Below are 16,767 nucleotides of genomic sequence, written 5' to 3'. Positions count from 1 at the left end.
ACTTGAGTGATTTTTGCGCTATTTCAAGCATGTTACCACAGTCCGGGTGAATCCAGGTTTCGCTTATGCGCCCCGTTTTCACTCCAGACTCGATCCGATTCGCATGTTCACGACGCGAACACTCAAGAACTTACGGCGCCTATGGGCAGCCGTCAAGCAGCCCTTAAGGGTCAATAAATTGCAGAAATCCAAGCCAACTGGGGTCTGGCCGGAAGCGATGACCGCCTGGCTCGATCTGCAACTGCAGACGCCCTGTCGCGCCTAGCCTGGCATAAATCTCTCCGGCTTCTGCAAATACGGCCCGAGCGCCCTCTCCCGGCCAGATCGGATCGGCGGCACCCGCCACCGAAGCAAGCGGCCGCGGTGCCACCAGGCCCAGAATATCGGCCATCTCAAGCCAGTTCAGGATACCGGGGATCACATTCTGGCCCTGGTCGTCGCGGCGGCGACCGATCGTGTCGCGGATATAACCTATGCAGCCGCAGGCCAGCACCGCAGCAATCCGCTCGTCGAGTGCTGCCGCAAACAACGCCACGCTGCCGCCGGCGGAATGGCCCATGGCATGGATTCGGGCAGGATCGATTTGCAAACCTGCTGCTTCAGCCTGTAGCCAATCGATCACCGCCGACACATCCGAACAGCGTTCGCCGATCAACGAACGCCCCAGCAGAAGCGCATGCATTGTGGCATCCACACAGGGCGCAGCGGAGCGCGGCCTGATCTGCCGCTCCCCACGTTCGCCGAAGCAACTCTGCTCAATAGCAACGGCCATATAACCGCGCTGCGCTGCTTGCAGGGCAATAGCGTAATCGCCATTGCCTTTCTCAAGATCGGCAGGATAGCGCGCTTCGCCCCAGGAGATGTGCGCACCGCTATTGGTGCCCTGCAGGCATAGCATAACAGGCAGCGGGCCGCTGGCATTTTCCGGCTGAACCAGGTGCACCGGAATATCCACGCCTTCCCGCGCGCGCAGATAAATTCGCCGACGCAGCAAGCCATCCGGCAAAGCGAAACGTTGTTCGCCGACGCTATACGGCACACTTGCCTCACGCCGATAGCCAGACAGTTCAGCCAGCTTGGCGCGTGCCTGGCGCTGCCAAAGCTGCGGATCGTCTGGTTTTAGCGCCTGAAACCGCAGCCCGAGGGCCACACGATCATAATCGGCGAAATGCCGTGCCGATGGGCTGAGCGAAAGCCCCGACGGCGTATCGGCAAAAGGATCGACAGGTCTGCCGATCATGCGCAACAGCCGGTGCCGCAAAGCCATCGCCAAAACCCGCCAACGGCTAGCCATGCCGATCCTCCACAATGCGCTGCCAGAAGGCCAGCAAATCGGCTGCACGGGATTTGCCATCGCAGAGTTGCGCTACGCGCTGGCTTGACGCCTCACCCATCCGCATAATGGCCGCCCGATCATCGGCTAAACTTGCGATACGCTCGGCCAATGCATCGGCATCGAAGGCGGATTGCAAAATGCCGGTAACGCTATCCTGCACAAAACGATCATACTGTCCCACCGATAATACGGGGCGGCCAGCTGCCATCGCCTCGATGATATCGCGGCCCCAGGGATTATCCTCGCGGGTTGGCTTGATCAGTAGATCGCTCGCCGCCAACACTGCCTCGGGATCAGGCACATGTCCAAGAAACATCATCATATCGGCAACGTCCATGCGCGCCGCATAAGCGGCCAGATCGCCGCCCGCGCGCGCCGTATCACCCAGCATGCCTGGCAGAGATTGCGACAATGTCATATTGCCCGCCATCACGAATAACACATCCCGTCGTCCGCGCGCCTTCAACGCCCGGGCAACATCCACCACCCGATCCACTCCACGCACCCAGGCATAATTGGACAGGCAAGCAACCACCAGACGGCCATCGCGCGGCAGCGATACATGGGGTGTGGCGGCCTGCATCGGCTCGGCGATATTGTAGATCACTTGCTCAGGCCGATTGGACGCACCGCCAAGATGAGCGTGGAAGCGCGCCTGCTCGTTCTCGGTGATAAAAACCAAGCCATCGCTGCCTCGGGCCATGCGGCGAGATTGCCAGCGCGCGAAAATGCCCGGCATCAGCATGGTGCGCACATGCATGGTGATGGCTGGGCGCTTTGGCAGTCTGCGCAACCACAGGCCCAATCCATGCAACGATTCATGATTAAGATGGATCAGATCAAATCGCCCAGCCGCATCGGCCAATACCTGGCGAAAGCCCGCCGCGCGCTGCCAATCTCGCCCATATTGCGCCAAGGCCAGCAAATTGCGGGAAAACCGTGGCAAGGCTGATTGGCGCGGCATGCCAGCCACTGGATGAGCGGGAATATCCAGAGCGGCATAACGCGGCTGGATCGGCCCTTGGCGCGCACACCAAACCTCGGGCGCAACAGCATTGCGATCAATATAGTTGAGGCTTTCATACAAGCTGCGGGATGAGCCGCCATAGCCGCCTTCGATATCCAGGCAAAGCACACGCAGCTTCTCAGCGGCCATGAATCAAATCCAGGCAGCCATCACGGCCAAGATGAAACAGCGGGTCTAACACCGAAAGTCCAGGCTGAAATCCTGGCCTGCCCTGATCATAGGCGCGCGGCGTGAAGCTGTAATATTCCAGCGCAAGTCCAGCCGCGGAGAATTTCGCCGGATCCTGATACCCTGCACCGCCCTTGCCGGAAAGATAACAGCCCCCCGGCGCCAGATGCTGCACGATCATCACAAGCCGATCATCCGATTGCCCGGCAATGCCAAGCATGCTGGCCTTTTGCAACGGCGTGGCGACATCCAGATAGCCGGCTATTGCCGCAATAAAATGCGTGTTGATAGCTGCCAGATCGGCCTCCGGCGCCGCCGCAAACCAGCTTTCTAGACTGGGCCAGATCGCCTTGAAATACGCCGCCTTGCCATAGGTATTGCGCAACAAAGCCAATATGCTACGGCGCCAATCGGGCTTGGCGGGAAGCGTTTGCGCTATGCTCTGGCCCAGATGAGCAGCCACCGGCAGAGTAAGCCAGCGCGGTTCGGTCTCGCCCAGAATGCGCACCCGGTTGATGATGTTGTTCTTACTGAATTGCGCATCATCCAGCAGCACGAAAAGATCGGCTTGCGCCAATTTTGCAAAATATCCCGGCCAAGGCAAAAAATTCGGCTGGTGGATGGCAACCTTGATCATACCTGCGGACCGAGGTGCAGGTATAAAACAACGCCTTCCTTACAAGTGTAGGCGGCCGAATCCACGCCTGCCTCTGTGCTGATACCTACTACACTTCGGCCCTGCCAGGTTGGCAATGGCCATGGCGGGCAAAGGGCCCGCAGGAAATCACGCAGCTGTCGTGCGCTCCAGCCGGGCTGTATATCGCCATCGCGTGGTCGACGCGATGGCCAAACACGCCCGTGGCTAAGATTGGGAATGCGTACTGGCGACAAACCATCCCGCTTACGCTGCCATGCTTGCGGAAATAATGAAATACCAGCTTCGATCATCGCGGCGCGCGCCTGAAAAGCTGTCCAATCCAGTGGCACCGGCAATGGCGCCTCCGCCCAAATGGCGCCGGCATCGACCTCCGCCACGATCTCATGCCAGGTGACCCACAATTCCGACTCGCCATTGATGATCGCCCATTGCAGTACATTTGCGCCCCGATAACGCGGGATATGGCCACCATGCATATTGAGCATTCCAAAACGATACCGCAGCAGATCATCCGCAGGTAAAATCTGCGAATACATCCAGCTGATCGCTACATCGGCTGCAGGAAGATCAATTGGCAGATTGCCTCCACGCGGCTGTACAGCTAGCGGTAAACCGCGTTCTGCTGCCGCACCCCGCAATATTTCTGTCTTTTCGCTCTGACTGCGATTGGCAGGTACAATCACGCCCGTCAGTTGAAGATCGGAGCAATGTTCAAACAGAGCCAGCCCCGATATGTCGGTGGCCAACAAATGGGCGGCCAATACTGCCGTCATCCGGCAATACCGAAAACCCGCACCCAGGAATCATGGGTGAGCAATTGCCGCAGCAATTTGGTATGTTTGGCGCGGCCATCAAGATGCTCATCAATACAAGCCGCCAGTGCATCGGTGTCGAACAATCCGAAACTCAAGGCATCGAGCCGCCCGCGAATGGCAGTGAAATGCGCACGATGCGCCGGATCCTCCCGGAAAAGCGCCGTGAGATTCTGCCACGAGCCCGCCGAATGGCTGTCGCTGGGCGTTTGCGGGCGGCTTGCCAAACCAAGGCGACGCAGCGCAGCGCGCCCAAGCAGCGCACCGATCTCGGCCCAGGAATTGAGATCGGCGCGAAAACCGGTATTGGCGTTGGGCAGACGGGCAATCTCAGGTGAAAGCAGGCGCATAGCCTGTTGCGTCATCGTAGCCTCAACGCGCCATTGCGGCGGCATCGAGAGATACACATTCAGCACATCGATATCAAAAGCCGGAATGCGTAAATCGGTATGGCCACGTACAGCCGCCATGCTGGTAAAGGCGTAATGCTTACTCACCTGCGCGAGGATGAAAGCATCCCAGGCATTCACCGGCTCATCGGAATTAAGCCAGGGCGCCAGCCAGTTGCTCAACGCATTCACCTGGCCGCCGAACCAGTCGGCCTGCCGAGCGGGGCGCACGATGCGCTCAATGGTGCTGCGCGGCGGGCCTTGGCGCAGGCGGTTGAACAGATAAGCGGCATCGGGCCGGGTCGGCAATTCCGCCAGCATCGGCAATCGCGTGTTGGAACCGCCCAGACGCAGAAAGCGCGACGGCAGGTAATAACCGCGCAAGGTATAATCCAAGCCGTGGCCGGTGAGGCAGATGCTCGATTCCTGCGCCACGCGCGGCATGAAGGCCGCCACCGAAGTGGAAGCCGGAAACATGCCGCCGCCATCGCGGGTGGTTTCATCCTGTATGGCCAGCGTTTCGGCTGGATCGACCAACACCGTGCGATGTTGCGCATGCAACCCGGCGGCTACGGTACGTGCCAGCGCCAGTTCGGGATTATCCTCGAAACTAGCCGTGGTCCAGCAAAACGGTTTGCGATCGGCGGCGGCCAACACCAGGCGAGAATCCAGCCCGCCCGAAAGCAGCAGGCCCACATCCTGCCCATCGCTCTGCCGGGTGAGCGCGGCGCGCAGCGCAGCGGCCAAGCGTTCGGCGCCTTCACTGCGATTGAAATCCGGCTTGCGCCAATGCAAATGCCAATAGGGCCGCAGGCTGATGCCATTGCGATCCTGCTGCAGGATATGTGCGGCCGGCAGGGCCTTCACGCCCTGTACTGGCGTGTGATCGGCAATCGTGCGCTGCAGCGTGAACAATTCCGCCAGGCCGAGCGGATCGGCACGACGCGGAATGCGCGGCTCACCCAGCAAAGTGTAGAGCTGCGTGGCAAAGACCAGGCCTTGATCGTCGCTCCAGTAATGCAACGGCACCGAGGCCAGGCGATCGGCGATCAACACCAGCTTATGCTTGCCGCCATCGTAAAGTGCCGCCGCGAATTGGCCATTGGCCTCGGCCAAACGGTCCAGCTTGTTTTCCCGGTAAAACCGCAGGATCAGATCGGCGGCATCCTTGGCCTGCGGATCCAGTTTCTCTGCCTCGAATATCTCTCCACTGACGAATACCGCTATATCATCCTGCCGCGCCCGCGACAGACACCGGCTGTGCATATGTGCGGCAATGCCAAGCCCGGCGCCCTGCAGCGCCAGGCTCTCCACCGCTATCCCGGTGGGATGACGCGCTGTCAGCGCCGCGATATCAGCCGGCGCTGCGGCATCGCGCCGCCAAAGCCCGAATAGTCCGATCATGCCAGCTCTTTCGGCAACGCCATGGTGTTGTTGCGCGGCCCTACGAACACATCGTAATCATATGCCGCCAGTTGCTCGGCGGTGATGGCTGAAATCTTGCGATCGCCGCGCGAATACCAGCCAGCAAGACGAATGCGCGGCCGCAGGCGGGTCAGTGTATCCTTGGCGCCTTCGAGTGCTTCCACCTCGGCGCCATTCAGGGTCAGGCTCAGCATCGAAAGTCGGTCCAGCCCCTCGGCCGCCACGATGCCATCCACCGAAATGGTTTCCACGATCTGCGTGCGATCCCCCTTATGCACCTCTTCCACCAGGGAGTTGGCCTGGGCAAAACCGGTTTCAAGATTAAGGCTGCCAGCAGCCTTCCATACCCCGTTATGCCGCGCGATCACGGCATTGATGCCGTTATGCTGCAAATTGCGCGAAAGCAAAGCATGGCAATCGCGATTGGCTTCCACGGCGATCACACGACAATCCAGCACCTCGCGCGCCATCCGAATATCGCCAAAGCCAAGGAAAGCGCCGCCGTCGATGAAGGTTTCGCCAGGTTTGGGCGTAAAGGCCCGCATCAGGCGTTCGCGCGCCACGCTATCTGGATAATCGGCGATGGCATCCTTGTGCTGGCCATGGAAGCCCCAAAGCTGCTCCACATCGAAACCTTCCGGCTTCAGGTCTGGCCGCATATGCGGGAAGAGATACCGATTGATATAATCCTTCACCAGGCGGAAATGCGGTTTGGGCAAGCTGCCGGGCAAATCGGGCCGCAGCATGTCATAGGCATCGGCATTGGCCGGCTCGGTCCAGAAGCCATGCAGACGAAGGCCGTCCTCGGCCCGTTCGATCCAGGGCGTGCCGTCGGTTTCACCGAAATGCAGCTTGGGCACTTCGCGGTTCATATAAGCCATGAAGCCGGCATAGCGTTTGCGCCAACGTTGGGTATAGCCCGGCACCAGCCGCTTCAGCGCGAGAGGAATCGGAATCATCGCTTAATCTCCAAATGCTGACGCGGATCATAGCCGCGCATGAAATGCAGTCTATCCCAGATCGCCGCCGGCACGGCTTCGCGCCAGCGCTCAAAGGCTTCGATATCGGCCAGGCTCAGTTCTGTGCGACCATGGCCTTGTGATTCGTTGGTATTCATCGCCTTGCGGATCTCGATCCGCTGGAATGGAATCTCCAGCGCACTGAAATGCCCGGCCATCGCATCGGCATTCTCAAGCTCGCGTGTAAAAATGCAGCGCGGCGCATCCAGGCCGGCTTCTTCCGCCAGCCGCAGACCACGCAAATAGCCTTCCGTCCAAGCCCAGAGATAAAGCCCCGATGGCGGCATATCGGCCGGCATGCGAAGCTCGTTCACGGTGTCTGCCGGACTGTTATTGTCGAGCCGGAAATCCTTGCCGCGATTCACGAAGCTGCGCATGTTGAGCAGCGGGTCGCGGATCAGCAGCACGATTTTCGGTCTGCCGGCCAGGGCCACAAGCTGGCGATGCAGACCGCGAATGAAGAATTTGCTGATATCGAAAAAAATATCTGTCTTGGGCGCAAAACGCTGCATCCAGGCAAAACGCGCTTCGGCATAGCGCTGCAACGCAGCGATATCCTGCGCGGCGAAAGCCCGCAGCACATCGCCGCGCCCCAGCAATTCATGCGTCTCGATAAAGCGGCGGCGAAAACGGCGTTCGATATCGCCCAGGACACCCGGCAGACGCACGTGCGCCTGGGGTTCCTCAAAGGCTGGCACAACGCCGATCCCGCACCGCTCCACCAGGTCGGTAAGTGAGGCCTGCCCGCTGCGGCCGGGCGTTACGGTGAAGATATATCGCATCAAACTATTCAGGCCAGATTCGCCATCACATCGCTGATGCGATGAATCTGCACAGTATTCATGCGGGTATTCTTGCCGGGATAACTGACTCCCACCACCAGCACCATGTCGTCGGCTGCCAGCAGCCCGCGTCCATGCAATTGCTGCAGCACACGGGGAATGTGATCGCCGCTATCGCGCCGGAACGGCACATCGCTCACCACGCCCAACGTACCCGCAATCAGATTGAAGCTGCGAGCGGCAACGGCATCGTCGCTCACCGCCAGGATCGGCTGTCGCGGACGATGCCGCGCAATCATGCGCGCGGCAAAACCGGAGCGCGTAATGGCCACGATCTTGTCGATCGGCAAGGCGCGGCAAAGCGCGGGAATAACATTGCCAACCGCATCGGCCACATTGGCGCCGATATCGGGTTTGCCGGCATCAAGGTCTGCCTGCACATGGGCTTCGGCGGCCGTGGCCACCTGGGCCATGATGCGCACGGCCTCCACCGGAAAATCGCCCATGGCGGTTTCGCCAGACAGCATGGTGGCGGCGCAGCCATCCAACACGGCGTTGGTGATGTCGCTCACCTCCGCCTTGGTGGGGAAGGGATTCTGAATCATGGTGTGCAGCATTTCGGTGGCCACGATCACCGGTTTGCCATGTTCGCGCGCCGCCGCGATGATGCGCTTCTGGCGCAATGCCACATCATGCAGGCTGGTCTCCACCGACAGGTCGCCGCGATCCACCATGATCGCATCAGCAGCCTCCGCGATTTCGTCCACATGATCCATGCCGCCCTGGTTTTCCACTTTGGCAACGATACGTGGGCTGGAGGAACCGATCAGATCGCGGAAAGCCCGCACATGCCCGGCCGATTCCACAAAGCTGAGGCCGATGAAATCCACCCCGGTTTCCTTGGCAAAGGCAATCATGCGCTCATCGCGCGGCGTGACTTGCGGGGTATTCAGCTTCACGAACGGCACATTGATGCCTTTGCGGCTTTTCAACTGCCCGGCGGTTTCGGCACGGATGCGGATATCCCGCCCGGCCACGGCAACCACGGTAAAGCGCAAAGTGCCGTCATCGGCCAGAATGGTATGGCCGGTGCGCAAATCGGCATGCAGATCGGGGTAATTCACCGGCACCTTCTTGCTGCCGTCATGATCGGTTTCGGTGGTGAGGATGATCTCTTCACCAGCCAGGAAGCTCGGCTCGAAAGCCAGTTGCGTGGTGCGGATCTTGCGACCGGGAATATCCAGCAGGATAGGCACATCAGGCAGCACGCGGCGGATTTCGGCAATGGCATTGCGATGCCAATCCAGATCGGCATGAGAGCCATTCAAGCGCGCCACGCTCAAACCCGCTTCACGCAGTTGCAGCAGGGTCTGCTCGTTCAGGCTGACCGGGCCGATGGTACCGACAATACGCGTAACGTTCATTGGTTTTCCTCGATGAAAAGCGGCACGCCACGCAACGCAGCAACGATCTCGGGGCGCATCAGGCGCGGATCGGGTTTCTCGCCTTCCACCAGGATGCGGCGCATATCGGTACCGCTGATCTGGCGCGTAGCCGGGCCGCCGTAATGCGGGCAGGTCTGTTCAGTTACGATACCATCGCAATCCGGGCAGAAATACGGGCCATGCAGGCGCATGATCTGAATGCCGAGATCGCCATCAAAGCGCCGGGTAAGCTCGTGGGCATCGTAAAGCCCATACCAATCGCCTACGCCAGCATGATCGCGGCCAACGATGAAATGTGTGCAACCATAATTGCGCCGGATCAACGCATGAAACACCGCCTCACGCGGGCCGGCATAGCGCATGATGGTAGATAGAATGCCCAGCACCACGCGCTCGCGTGGCAGAAAGCCACCCACCAGGGCGCGATACCCGGCCATCACTGCCTGCGGCGTATAATCGCCAGCCCGCTTGCGGCCCACCAGAGGCTGCACGAACAGGCCATCGGCATGCTCCAGGGCCACGCGCTGAAGATATTCGTGGGCGCGGTGCGGCACATTACGGGTCTGGAATCCCACAACACGACGCCAGCCGCGCTCGGCAAAAATCGTGCGCGTTTCCGATGGCGTGAGTTCATCGGCTGAAATATCGAAGCGGGCGCGCTTCAGCAACTCCACCCGACCTCCAACGAAAACCGGCGCCAGATCGTAGAAATACGCCACCCCGGGATGTTTGCGATCATCGGTGCGAAAAATCTGCTTGGCTGCTGCCGGTCGATCCACGCGATAAAAATCGCTCGGCCAGAGCCGACCTACGGTTTCGCCGCCAAAGGTGAGCGCCACCTCGCCGGCGTCGTGCAACCGCGCTGCTTCCGCCTCGGTTACGCTCAGCAACACCGGCAACGGAAACACCGCGCCACCAGGCAAACGCATATCATCGACGACGGAGCGAAACTGTTGCTCGTTCATGAAGCCATCGAGCGGCGCAAAGGCGCCCAAGCCGATCTTTTCCAGCTCAAGATACTGGTCGCGGTCGAGCTCCAGACTGATCATCGGCCGCCCCCCATCATTGCCGCTTGCAGACGCGGCACCACGGCAATCACCCGTGCGGCACTCTGCTGCGGCGTTTCGCCAGCATTGCCATCGATCACCAGGTCGGGCGCGGCCGGCGCATGCCAGGGAATATCCAGGCCCACCACATTAGGCATCGCGCCAGCCGCCGCCTTGGCATAAAGGCCTTTCACATCGCGGCTCTGCACCAGAGGCAGTGGCGTATTCACATACACTTCCACATAACCCGGCAGATTGGCGCGGTTCCAGGCCAGCAGATCGGGATGCGCATAAAGCGCAGCAACCAGCACCACCAACCCTTGTTCGGCCAGCATGCGCGCTAGGCGCTGAATGCGGCCGATCTGCTCATGCCGGGCAGCCTCATGAAAGCCCAGGCCGGCGCCAAACAGATCGCGGATCACATCGCCATCGATCAGCACCAGTTCAGGCAGATACGGTTTCGCCTGAGCGTGAATCGCCTCGGCAATAGTGGTTTTACCGGCGCCTGAAATACCGGTCAGCCAGACGACAGAGCCTTGCTTCACAGTGTCACCGGCAAGCCGGAATTCAAGGCGCGCTGACAGGCATCCAGCACGGTGAGCACGCGAATGCCTTCGTCGGCATCGGAATCCGGTGCGCGGCCTTCGGCTATGCAGGTCAGGAAATGCCGGCATTCGGCATTCAGCGGTTCGCCTGCATCATAAGTCAGTGCCTCGGCTTCGGCCTTGTTCACAGTGGGCAAATCGCCATCCCAACCCACCGCATGGCGATAGAGTTGCAGTTTCTCTGGCCCGGCAGCCACATCGTTGAACACGATCATACCGCCGCTGCCCACCACCACCAGCCGCTGATCCTTATACGGATGCAGCCATGATACGAAAATATGTGCCTGCGCACGTTCGCCGAAGGTCATGTGCGACAGCGTGCTATCGGCCACACCCGCCGAAAGGAAGGCCTGGCCCTGGGCGGATACCTTGCTGGGCAACTCGCCCATCAATTGCAGGATCATCGACACATCATGCGGCGCAAACGACCACAGAGCATTTTCCTCACGGCGGATTTTGCCCAACGAAAGCCGGGTGGAATAAATGTAGCGCAAATCGCCGATGGCACCTTTGCGCACCGCGTTGCGCAGGGCCACGAAGGCCGGATGGTAAAGCAGCATATGGCCCACCATCAGCACGCGGTTTTTTGCCTTGGCCAAATCCGCCAAAGCCTGCGCCTCGGCCAGATCCAGACAGAGCGGCTTTTCCACGAACACATGCTTGCCGGCCCGCAATGCTTGCGCGGTCAAAGCGCCATGGGTGGCTGCCGGCGTGGCAATCGCCACGGCATCGATGGCCGGATCGTTGATCACCACAGCCGGATCGGCCTCGGCGCGCAAGCCGGGATAAGCCGCTTGCATCGCCGCACGATTGGCATCCAGTGTATCGGCAATGGCCGTCAGCGCGCCCAGGCCATGGAAATTGCGCACCAGATTCTTGCCCCAATAGCCGGCGCCGATTACTGCGATCCTGGTCATGCTTCGCCTTTGAAAGTCACCGCAATGCGGCCGGGATGATGGGTGGTTACATTCGCCGCCAGGGCCGCGTCCAGACCGGCTATGCGGTCGCTTAGATAGCGTTCAAGCGCGGCCTGCGGCGTACCATCGCCCAACCACCAGATCGGATGGGTGAGCAATTGCAAGGCCGTGCCGGCGGCCACGGCGGCATGTTGCAAGGGCGCGCCCTTGTGCCAGCCGCCGCGTGAATCCGAGCAATAGCCCATGGCGCTGAAATATCGCGGTTGATAGGCATGCGGCCGCCCGGCCAGAGTGGCGGGGTTGTTCAGCAGGTCGGGGCTGGGGCGATGGAAGCTCACCATGCCGACCGGCTGACCGGTGATGGCTTGCAGCCAATCGCACTCCCGGGCGGCAGCGGCATCGCGATCGGCATCGGCCGGATAGGCCGCCGGATCGAAATGCAAGTCCACGCGATGGCCAAGTTGCAGCAGCCGCGCCAAAGCCGCGCGGCAATCGGCAGCGCCCACATTGTAAAGCGGGCTGGTGGTGAGCACGAAATAGCTGGCGGAGACACCCAGCGCGGCCTCCGCCTCGGCCATCGGCAAGGCATAACCGGGCCCAACATCCACATCGTGGCGCAAAATCAGGTCGGCACGATCAGGCTGCGCGGTTGCAAAATCGCGCACGGCATAGCCCCTGGCTAACAGGGCGGCCAGCAGATCGCTATAGGCTTGCGGCGAGAAGGCAGAATTCATGGCGGCGATTCGAAAGGTTTTATGGCGATTTCCAGCCATGCTACCGCAGTCCGGGTGAAGCCACCCAAGACCTGCGGATGCTTAGCAGCCGCCCTATGGGGGGTCAATAAGCCACCCCTTGGCGCAGGCGCCAGCGGAACCATAATCCGGCACTGAGCGCGGTAAAGATCGAGGCCAGAACCAAGGCAATGAACATCCGGCCGTCGATAATGCCTGCGGCATGGGCCACCGAGGCCAGTACGATGCCGGGGCCGCCGCGGGTATTCATGGCCATGCCGTAATCCACCACCTCCAACCAGGACCGGCCGATCAGCTTTACGGCCGTCATCACACTGATGATCTTCACCGCGCTGGAAGCCAGCAGGAAGAGCAGGATCAACCGCCAATCGAATTCGCTGGCCAGGTTCAGGCGGTGGCCCACCAGAGCGAAATAGATCGGCACGAAAAACCAGATGGCGATATCGGCAATGCGCTGCTTCACCGGGCCGAAGGTGCTGGCGGGAAAACGGCCGATGATCAGGCCTGCCAGCAATGCGCCGAAAATCACGTTCACATGCAGCAAGCTGGCCATGGCCACGAAGATCAGGCAGACCAGCAGCGTATAGCCGGTGAGCGAGGCTTCGGTGAATGTGCCACCGGCAAACCGCCCGGCCAGACGCAACAAGGCAGGCCCCAGCGCGATGGAAGCAATGGCAAAAACGATGGTGATACCACCCACTTGCAACAGACTGGCGGGATCATTGGCCCTGCCCTGCTGGATGCCGGTGGCAATCGCCAGGGCCACCCAGAGCAGCAGATCCTGTATCGAGGCAGAAGCCACCACGATACGGGCAAAGCGGGTTTCCATCATGCCAAGATCGATGAATAGCCGCGAAATCACCGGAATCGAGGTAACGGCGGCGGCAATGCCCATCACGATGCCGAAAGCCAGCGGGTCGCCGGTATTGGTTTCGGCAAATAGCGGCGCCACCAGGTAGCCGAAAGGAAACGGCAGGATCACACTGCCCACCACCAGGGCCACCATCAGATTGCGATCATCACGCGGCAAAACCGGCTGCACCTTGAAGCCGGCGGTAAACATCAGAAGAATCAAACCAAGCCAATAGAAGGCCGATAGCAGCGCCGGCTGAGCGGCAAAGCCCTTGAACAGCCAAACCTCGGCCTCGGGAGCCAGCACACCCAGCACCGAAGGGCCCAGCAGCAGGCCGCCCAGAATCTCGCCCACCACGCGCGGCAGGCCGAGGCGCTCGAAAATGTGGCCGCCAGCCAGGGCCGCAGAAAGCAGCAAGACCAAGGCCAGGAACAGACGGGCCAGTTCGGCGTCCGACATCCTCTCCCCCTCAATGATACCAGGCAATGATACCAGGCAATGACATCCGGCTTCATGCCAGGCCAACACCAGCAGGCGCGGCAAACCATGGCCGGCCAGCCAGCGACACCACCGTTCATTACATGAACAAAGGATTCTGTCAACCCGCGTTCACAATCTGAACGGGGCAGTTATTGCTTGATTTCCGGGTTAATATGAACAAGGCGCTGGCGTGGAAACCGCACGGTGACTGTTGTGCCCAGGCCTTCTGCGCTGTCGATGGTAACGGTGGCCTGATGCAGGCGCGCCAACGACTGCACCATCGGCAGGCCCAATCCTGCGCCGCCATAACTTTTGCTTAGATGGTGATGAAGCTGCACGAAAGGCGAAAGCGCCTTGGGAATATCCTCCCGCTTCATGCCAATGCCAGTATCGATCACCGCCATGCCCAAGCGACCATCCTGCTCCAGGCCGATGCGCAGGGTTACGCTGCCGCCGCGCGGAGTGAACTTGACGGCATTGGACAGCAGGTTGAGTAGTATCTGCCGCAACGCGCGCTCGTCGGCACGCAATTCCGGCAGGTTGTCGGCAATCTGCGCCATCAGCTTTACGCCGCCCGCCTGGGCACGCTCGCGCACCATGCGCAGGCAGGCTTCTGCCTGTTCACCCGGGTCGATCTCCATTTCCGCCAGTTCCACGCGCCCCGCTTCGATCCGGGTATGGTCCAGCAGATCGTTCACCAGGCTGAGCAAGTGTTTGCCGCTGCTGAGAATGTCGTTGGCGTAATCCTTGTAGCGCTCATCCCCAAGCTTGCCGAACAGCTCGCTGCCTAAAATCTCGGAAAAACCAATGATGGCGTTCAGCGGCGTGCGCAATTCATGGCTCATATTACCAAGAAAGGCGGTCTTGGCATGGTTTGCCGCCTCGGCCTCGGCCTTGGCATTCTTCAACGCCTCGATCACCCGCCGCAGCCGTTCGGAATCGCGGTTCACACGCTGGATCACGCGATTATATTGCAGGGCGATGGGCTCCACCTCGGTACCCAGCGCCACCGGCACCGGGCTGTCGAAACGGCCTTCCACGCGATGGCGCTCCATATCGCCAATCAAATCCAGGATGGCCGAGCCTGCCCCATGCTCACTCTGGTTCAACCCCAGCCTCTCGGCTTCCTCCGACACCCGCAACGGCATCAGCCGATTGATCAATTTGAACAGGATATACGGGAGCCCGAAACCGATCAGCCCGGCCATCGCACAGCCCAGCGCCTGCACGCCCAGTTGCGTTATCCGATCATTGGCCACGGGCCAAGCAGTCTGATCGCCGAACAGGGCGACGGCCAAAGTGCCCCAGATGCCGGCTGCCAGATGTACGGGCACCGCGCCAACCGCGTCGTCGATGCGGTAGCGTTCCAGTATCTCGGCGGCGATCAAGGCAACGATAGCGCCGATCGCGCCTATCAGCACGGCAGATAGCGGCGAGATATGATGGCAATTGGCGGTAATGGCCACGAGGCCCGCCAGCGACCCGTTGAGAAAATCCTCCACCCGCGGCAAAGGATTGCGCAGACGGGAAACCACAAGGCCAGCCAGACCGCCGGCGCAGCCGCCCAAAGTGGTATTCACCAGAATGGAGGGCACCTCGTTGTTCATCGCCAACGTGCTGCCACCGTTGAAGCCGAACCAGCCGAACCACAGCAGCATCACCCCCAGGGTGGACATCACCAGATCATGCCCCTGGATGCCGCTGCCGCCCTTGACGAAGCGACCGGTACGCGGCCCGATCACCATCACTGCCGCCAGCGCCACCCAGCCGCCGATGGAATGCACAACAGTGGAGCCGGCGAAATCGACGAAGCCAAGCGCCGCCAGCCAGCCCGGCACGCCACCGAACTGCCCGCTATTCCAGGCCCAATGGCCGAAGAGTGGGTAGACCAGGCCGGAAATCACCACCGTGATCACCGCATAGCCCGCAAACGGCACCCGCTCAGCAACCGCGCCCGAAACGATGGTGGCCGCCGTGCCGCAGAACATCAATTGGAACAGAAAGAAAGCAGCTACGCCGGAATCGGAGCGGGTATCCATCAACCAGCCGCTCAGCCCCACCAGCCCCTGGTCGCCGGCGCCAAACATCATGGCGAAACCAAAAGCCCAGAACAGCAGCCCGGCTATGCAGAAATCCACCAAGTTTTTCAGCGCAACGTTGATGCTGTTCTTGGCGCGGACGAAACCGCTTTCCAGGCAACAGAAGCCAGCCTGCATGACAAAAATCATGCAGGTGGCGACCAACAGCCATGCCAAGTCGATACGGTCAATCAGCATCCGGTTTTGCTGGCCCGAAACCTATCCGTTAAGTTGCGTAACTCCCCTTCAGAGCAACACCTGCACAAGCAAAAGGCATACCACCCATATTCCGCGAATAGACGCGCGTATTTGGGGATATCTGTTCAGCGGCCGAACATACTGCTCAAAAAATAGGCTCAACTAGGGCGTTGGCATTTGCCGATCCCCGCATTATGTGAAGAACGGTTCTATTTCTTGCTAAGCAGGCTCGTCAGAAGCCCGCCCCACAGAGGAATTTTTTCGCGATGATCGCTCTCGGAGATATTGGCGCAAATCCGGCCAACCCGGCTGGCGACGACCTGGTGAAGGATGTCGATATCTCCACCTTCATGCAGGACGTGGTGCAAGCTTCGCAGCAAGTGCCGGTGCTGGTGGATTTCTGGGCCCCCTGGTGCGGCCCCTGCAAGACGCTTGGCCCTCAGTTGGAAAAACTGACCCGCGAAGCCAAGGGCAAGTTCAAGCTGGTGAAGGTGAACGTGGATGATCCACGCAACCAGCCGCTGGCCCAGCAATTGCGCATTCAGTCGATCCCCGCCGTGTTTGCTTTCGCCAAAGGCCAGCCGGTGGATGGCTTTGTGGGCGCTCTGCCGGAAAGCCAGTTGAAGGGCTTCATCCAGCAGGTGATCTCGGCCGCTGGCGGCGAAGATCCGCTGGGCGACGCGTTGGAAGCCGGCAAGGCTGCCTTAGCCGAACAGGATTGGGAAACCGCCGCGCAATCCTTCTCGGCCGCCTTGGGCGAAGATGCCCAGCATGCCG

General features: G+C 60.5%; 15 protein-coding genes. 1 reads left to right on the top strand and 14 read right to left on the bottom strand.

All coding sequences use genetic code 11. The features are described 5' to 3' along the window. Positions 1-163: 163 nt before the first annotated feature. The 14 genes from KF827_RS17040 to amt all read right to left on the bottom strand — a co-directional run bounded on the left by KF827_RS17040 (position 164) and on the right by amt (position 15,990). Positions 164-1,294 (bottom strand): alpha/beta fold hydrolase, encoded by a 1,131-nt coding sequence (locus tag KF827_RS17040; RefSeq protein ID WP_291007916.1) that lies wholly within the window; start codon positions 1,292-1,294, stop codon positions 164-166. Further along, a complete protein-coding gene (locus KF827_RS17035; protein WP_291007914.1) occupies positions 1,287-2,492 on the bottom strand; it encodes a glycosyltransferase family 4 protein in 1,206 nt (401 codons plus the stop codon). Before KF827_RS17035 ends, KF827_RS17040 begins: the two co-directional genes overlap by 8 nt. Then, positions 2,482-3,168: a WbqC family protein gene (locus KF827_RS17030; RefSeq protein ID WP_291007912.1), complete on the bottom strand. Its 687-nt coding sequence runs from the start codon at positions 3,166-3,168 to the stop codon at positions 2,482-2,484. Before KF827_RS17030 ends, KF827_RS17035 begins: the two co-directional genes overlap by 11 nt. Beyond that, entirely contained in the window at positions 3,165-3,962 is a 798-nt protein-coding gene (locus KF827_RS17025) for a formyltransferase family protein (protein ID WP_291007910.1), read from the bottom strand. Before KF827_RS17025 ends, KF827_RS17030 begins: the two co-directional genes overlap by 4 nt. Further along, positions 3,959-5,794, bottom strand: coding sequence for an asparagine synthase-related protein (locus tag KF827_RS17020; RefSeq protein ID WP_291007908.1), 1,836 nt, complete (start codon positions 5,792-5,794; stop codon positions 3,959-3,961). Before KF827_RS17020 ends, KF827_RS17025 begins: the two co-directional genes overlap by 4 nt. Further along, the gene (locus tag KF827_RS17015; RefSeq protein WP_291007906.1) at positions 5,791-6,774 is read right to left on the bottom strand and encodes an FkbM family methyltransferase; all 984 of its coding nucleotides are present in this window, start codon (positions 6,772-6,774) and stop codon (positions 5,791-5,793) included. Before KF827_RS17015 ends, KF827_RS17020 begins: the two co-directional genes overlap by 4 nt. Continuing rightward, on the bottom strand, positions 6,771-7,616 hold the full coding sequence (locus tag KF827_RS17010; protein WP_291007904.1) for a hypothetical protein: 846 nt from the start codon (positions 7,614-7,616) through the stop codon (positions 6,771-6,773). The genes KF827_RS17015 and KF827_RS17010 overlap by 4 nt, the downstream gene beginning before the upstream one ends. 8 nt (positions 7,617-7,624) lie before the next feature. Next, positions 7,625-9,040 (bottom strand): pyruvate kinase, encoded by a 1,416-nt coding sequence (gene pyk / locus KF827_RS17005; protein WP_291007902.1) that lies wholly within the window; start codon positions 9,038-9,040, stop codon positions 7,625-7,627. Next, entirely contained in the window at positions 9,037-10,110 is a 1,074-nt protein-coding gene (gene sat, locus KF827_RS17000; protein ID WP_291007900.1) for a sulfate adenylyltransferase, read from the bottom strand. Before sat ends, pyk begins: the two co-directional genes overlap by 4 nt. After that, the gene (locus KF827_RS16995) at positions 10,107-10,652 is read right to left on the bottom strand and encodes an adenylyl-sulfate kinase (protein WP_291007898.1); all 546 of its coding nucleotides are present in this window, start codon (positions 10,650-10,652) and stop codon (positions 10,107-10,109) included. Before KF827_RS16995 ends, sat begins: the two co-directional genes overlap by 4 nt. Next, positions 10,649-11,629, bottom strand: coding sequence for a Gfo/Idh/MocA family oxidoreductase (locus tag KF827_RS16990; RefSeq protein ID WP_291007896.1), 981 nt, complete (start codon positions 11,627-11,629; stop codon positions 10,649-10,651). Before KF827_RS16990 ends, KF827_RS16995 begins: the two co-directional genes overlap by 4 nt. Beyond that, positions 11,626-12,363 carry a hypothetical protein gene (locus KF827_RS16985; protein ID WP_291007894.1) on the bottom strand — a complete coding sequence of 246 codons (738 nt, stop codon included), beginning with the start codon at positions 12,361-12,363 and terminating at the stop codon, positions 11,626-11,628. The genes KF827_RS16990 and KF827_RS16985 overlap by 4 nt, the downstream gene beginning before the upstream one ends. A gap of 103 nt (positions 12,364-12,466) precedes the next feature. Then, positions 12,467-13,693, bottom strand: a complete 1,227-nt coding sequence (locus tag KF827_RS16980; protein ID WP_291007892.1) for a cation:proton antiporter — start codon at positions 13,691-13,693, stop codon at positions 12,467-12,469. A gap of 170 nt (positions 13,694-13,863) precedes the next feature. After that, entirely contained in the window at positions 13,864-15,990 is a 2,127-nt protein-coding gene (gene amt, locus KF827_RS16975; protein WP_291007890.1) for an ammonium transporter, read from the bottom strand. A gap of 266 nt (positions 15,991-16,256) precedes the next feature. Between amt and trxA the strand changes: the two genes are divergently transcribed. After that, a partial coding sequence (gene trxA / locus KF827_RS16970; protein ID WP_291007888.1) for a thioredoxin occupies positions 16,257-16,767 on the top strand: 511 nt, incomplete at its 3' end.

Source organism: Ferrovibrio sp., from assembly GCF_019636075.1.
GTDB lineage: Bacteria > Pseudomonadota > Alphaproteobacteria > Ferrovibrionales > Ferrovibrionaceae > Ferrovibrio.
The sequence above is the reverse complement of the archived record's forward strand: the minus strand, read 5'-3'. Positions and strand labels throughout refer to the sequence as shown.

Coding starts and splice junctions, on each gene's coding strand:
- KF827_RS17040 (WP_291007916.1), bottom strand. CDS start 1,294: ATGGCTAGCCGTTGGCGGGTTTTGGCGATGGCTTTGCGGCACCGGCTG.
- KF827_RS17035 (WP_291007914.1), bottom strand. CDS start 2,492: ATGGCCGCTGAGAAGCTGCGTGTGCTTTGCCTGGATATCGAAGGCGGC.
- KF827_RS17030 (WP_291007912.1), bottom strand. CDS start 3,168: ATGATCAAGGTTGCCATCCACCAGCCGAATTTTTTGCCTTGGCCGGGA.
- KF827_RS17025 (WP_291007910.1), bottom strand. CDS start 3,962: ATGACGGCAGTATTGGCCGCCCATTTGTTGGCCACCGACATATCGGGG.
- KF827_RS17020 (WP_291007908.1), bottom strand. CDS start 5,794: ATGATCGGACTATTCGGGCTTTGGCGGCGCGATGCCGCAGCGCCGGCT.
- KF827_RS17015 (WP_291007906.1), bottom strand. CDS start 6,774: ATGATTCCGATTCCTCTCGCGCTGAAGCGGCTGGTGCCGGGCTATACC.
- KF827_RS17010 (WP_291007904.1), bottom strand. CDS start 7,616: ATGCGATATATCTTCACCGTAACGCCCGGCCGCAGCGGGCAGGCCTCA.
- pyk (WP_291007902.1), bottom strand. CDS start 9,040: ATGAACGTTACGCGTATTGTCGGTACCATCGGCCCGGTCAGCCTGAAC.
- sat (WP_291007900.1), bottom strand. CDS start 10,110: ATGATCAGTCTGGAGCTCGACCGCGACCAGTATCTTGAGCTGGAAAAG.
- KF827_RS16990 (WP_291007896.1), bottom strand. CDS start 11,629: ATGACCAGGATCGCAGTAATCGGCGCCGGCTATTGGGGCAAGAATCTG.
- KF827_RS16985 (WP_291007894.1), bottom strand. CDS start 12,363: ATGAATTCTGCCTTCTCGCCGCAAGCCTATAGCGATCTGCTGGCCGCC.
- KF827_RS16980 (WP_291007892.1), bottom strand. CDS start 13,693: ATGTCGGACGCCGAACTGGCCCGTCTGTTCCTGGCCTTGGTCTTGCTG.
- amt (WP_291007890.1), bottom strand. CDS start 15,990: ATGCTGATTGACCGTATCGACTTGGCATGGCTGTTGGTCGCCACCTGC.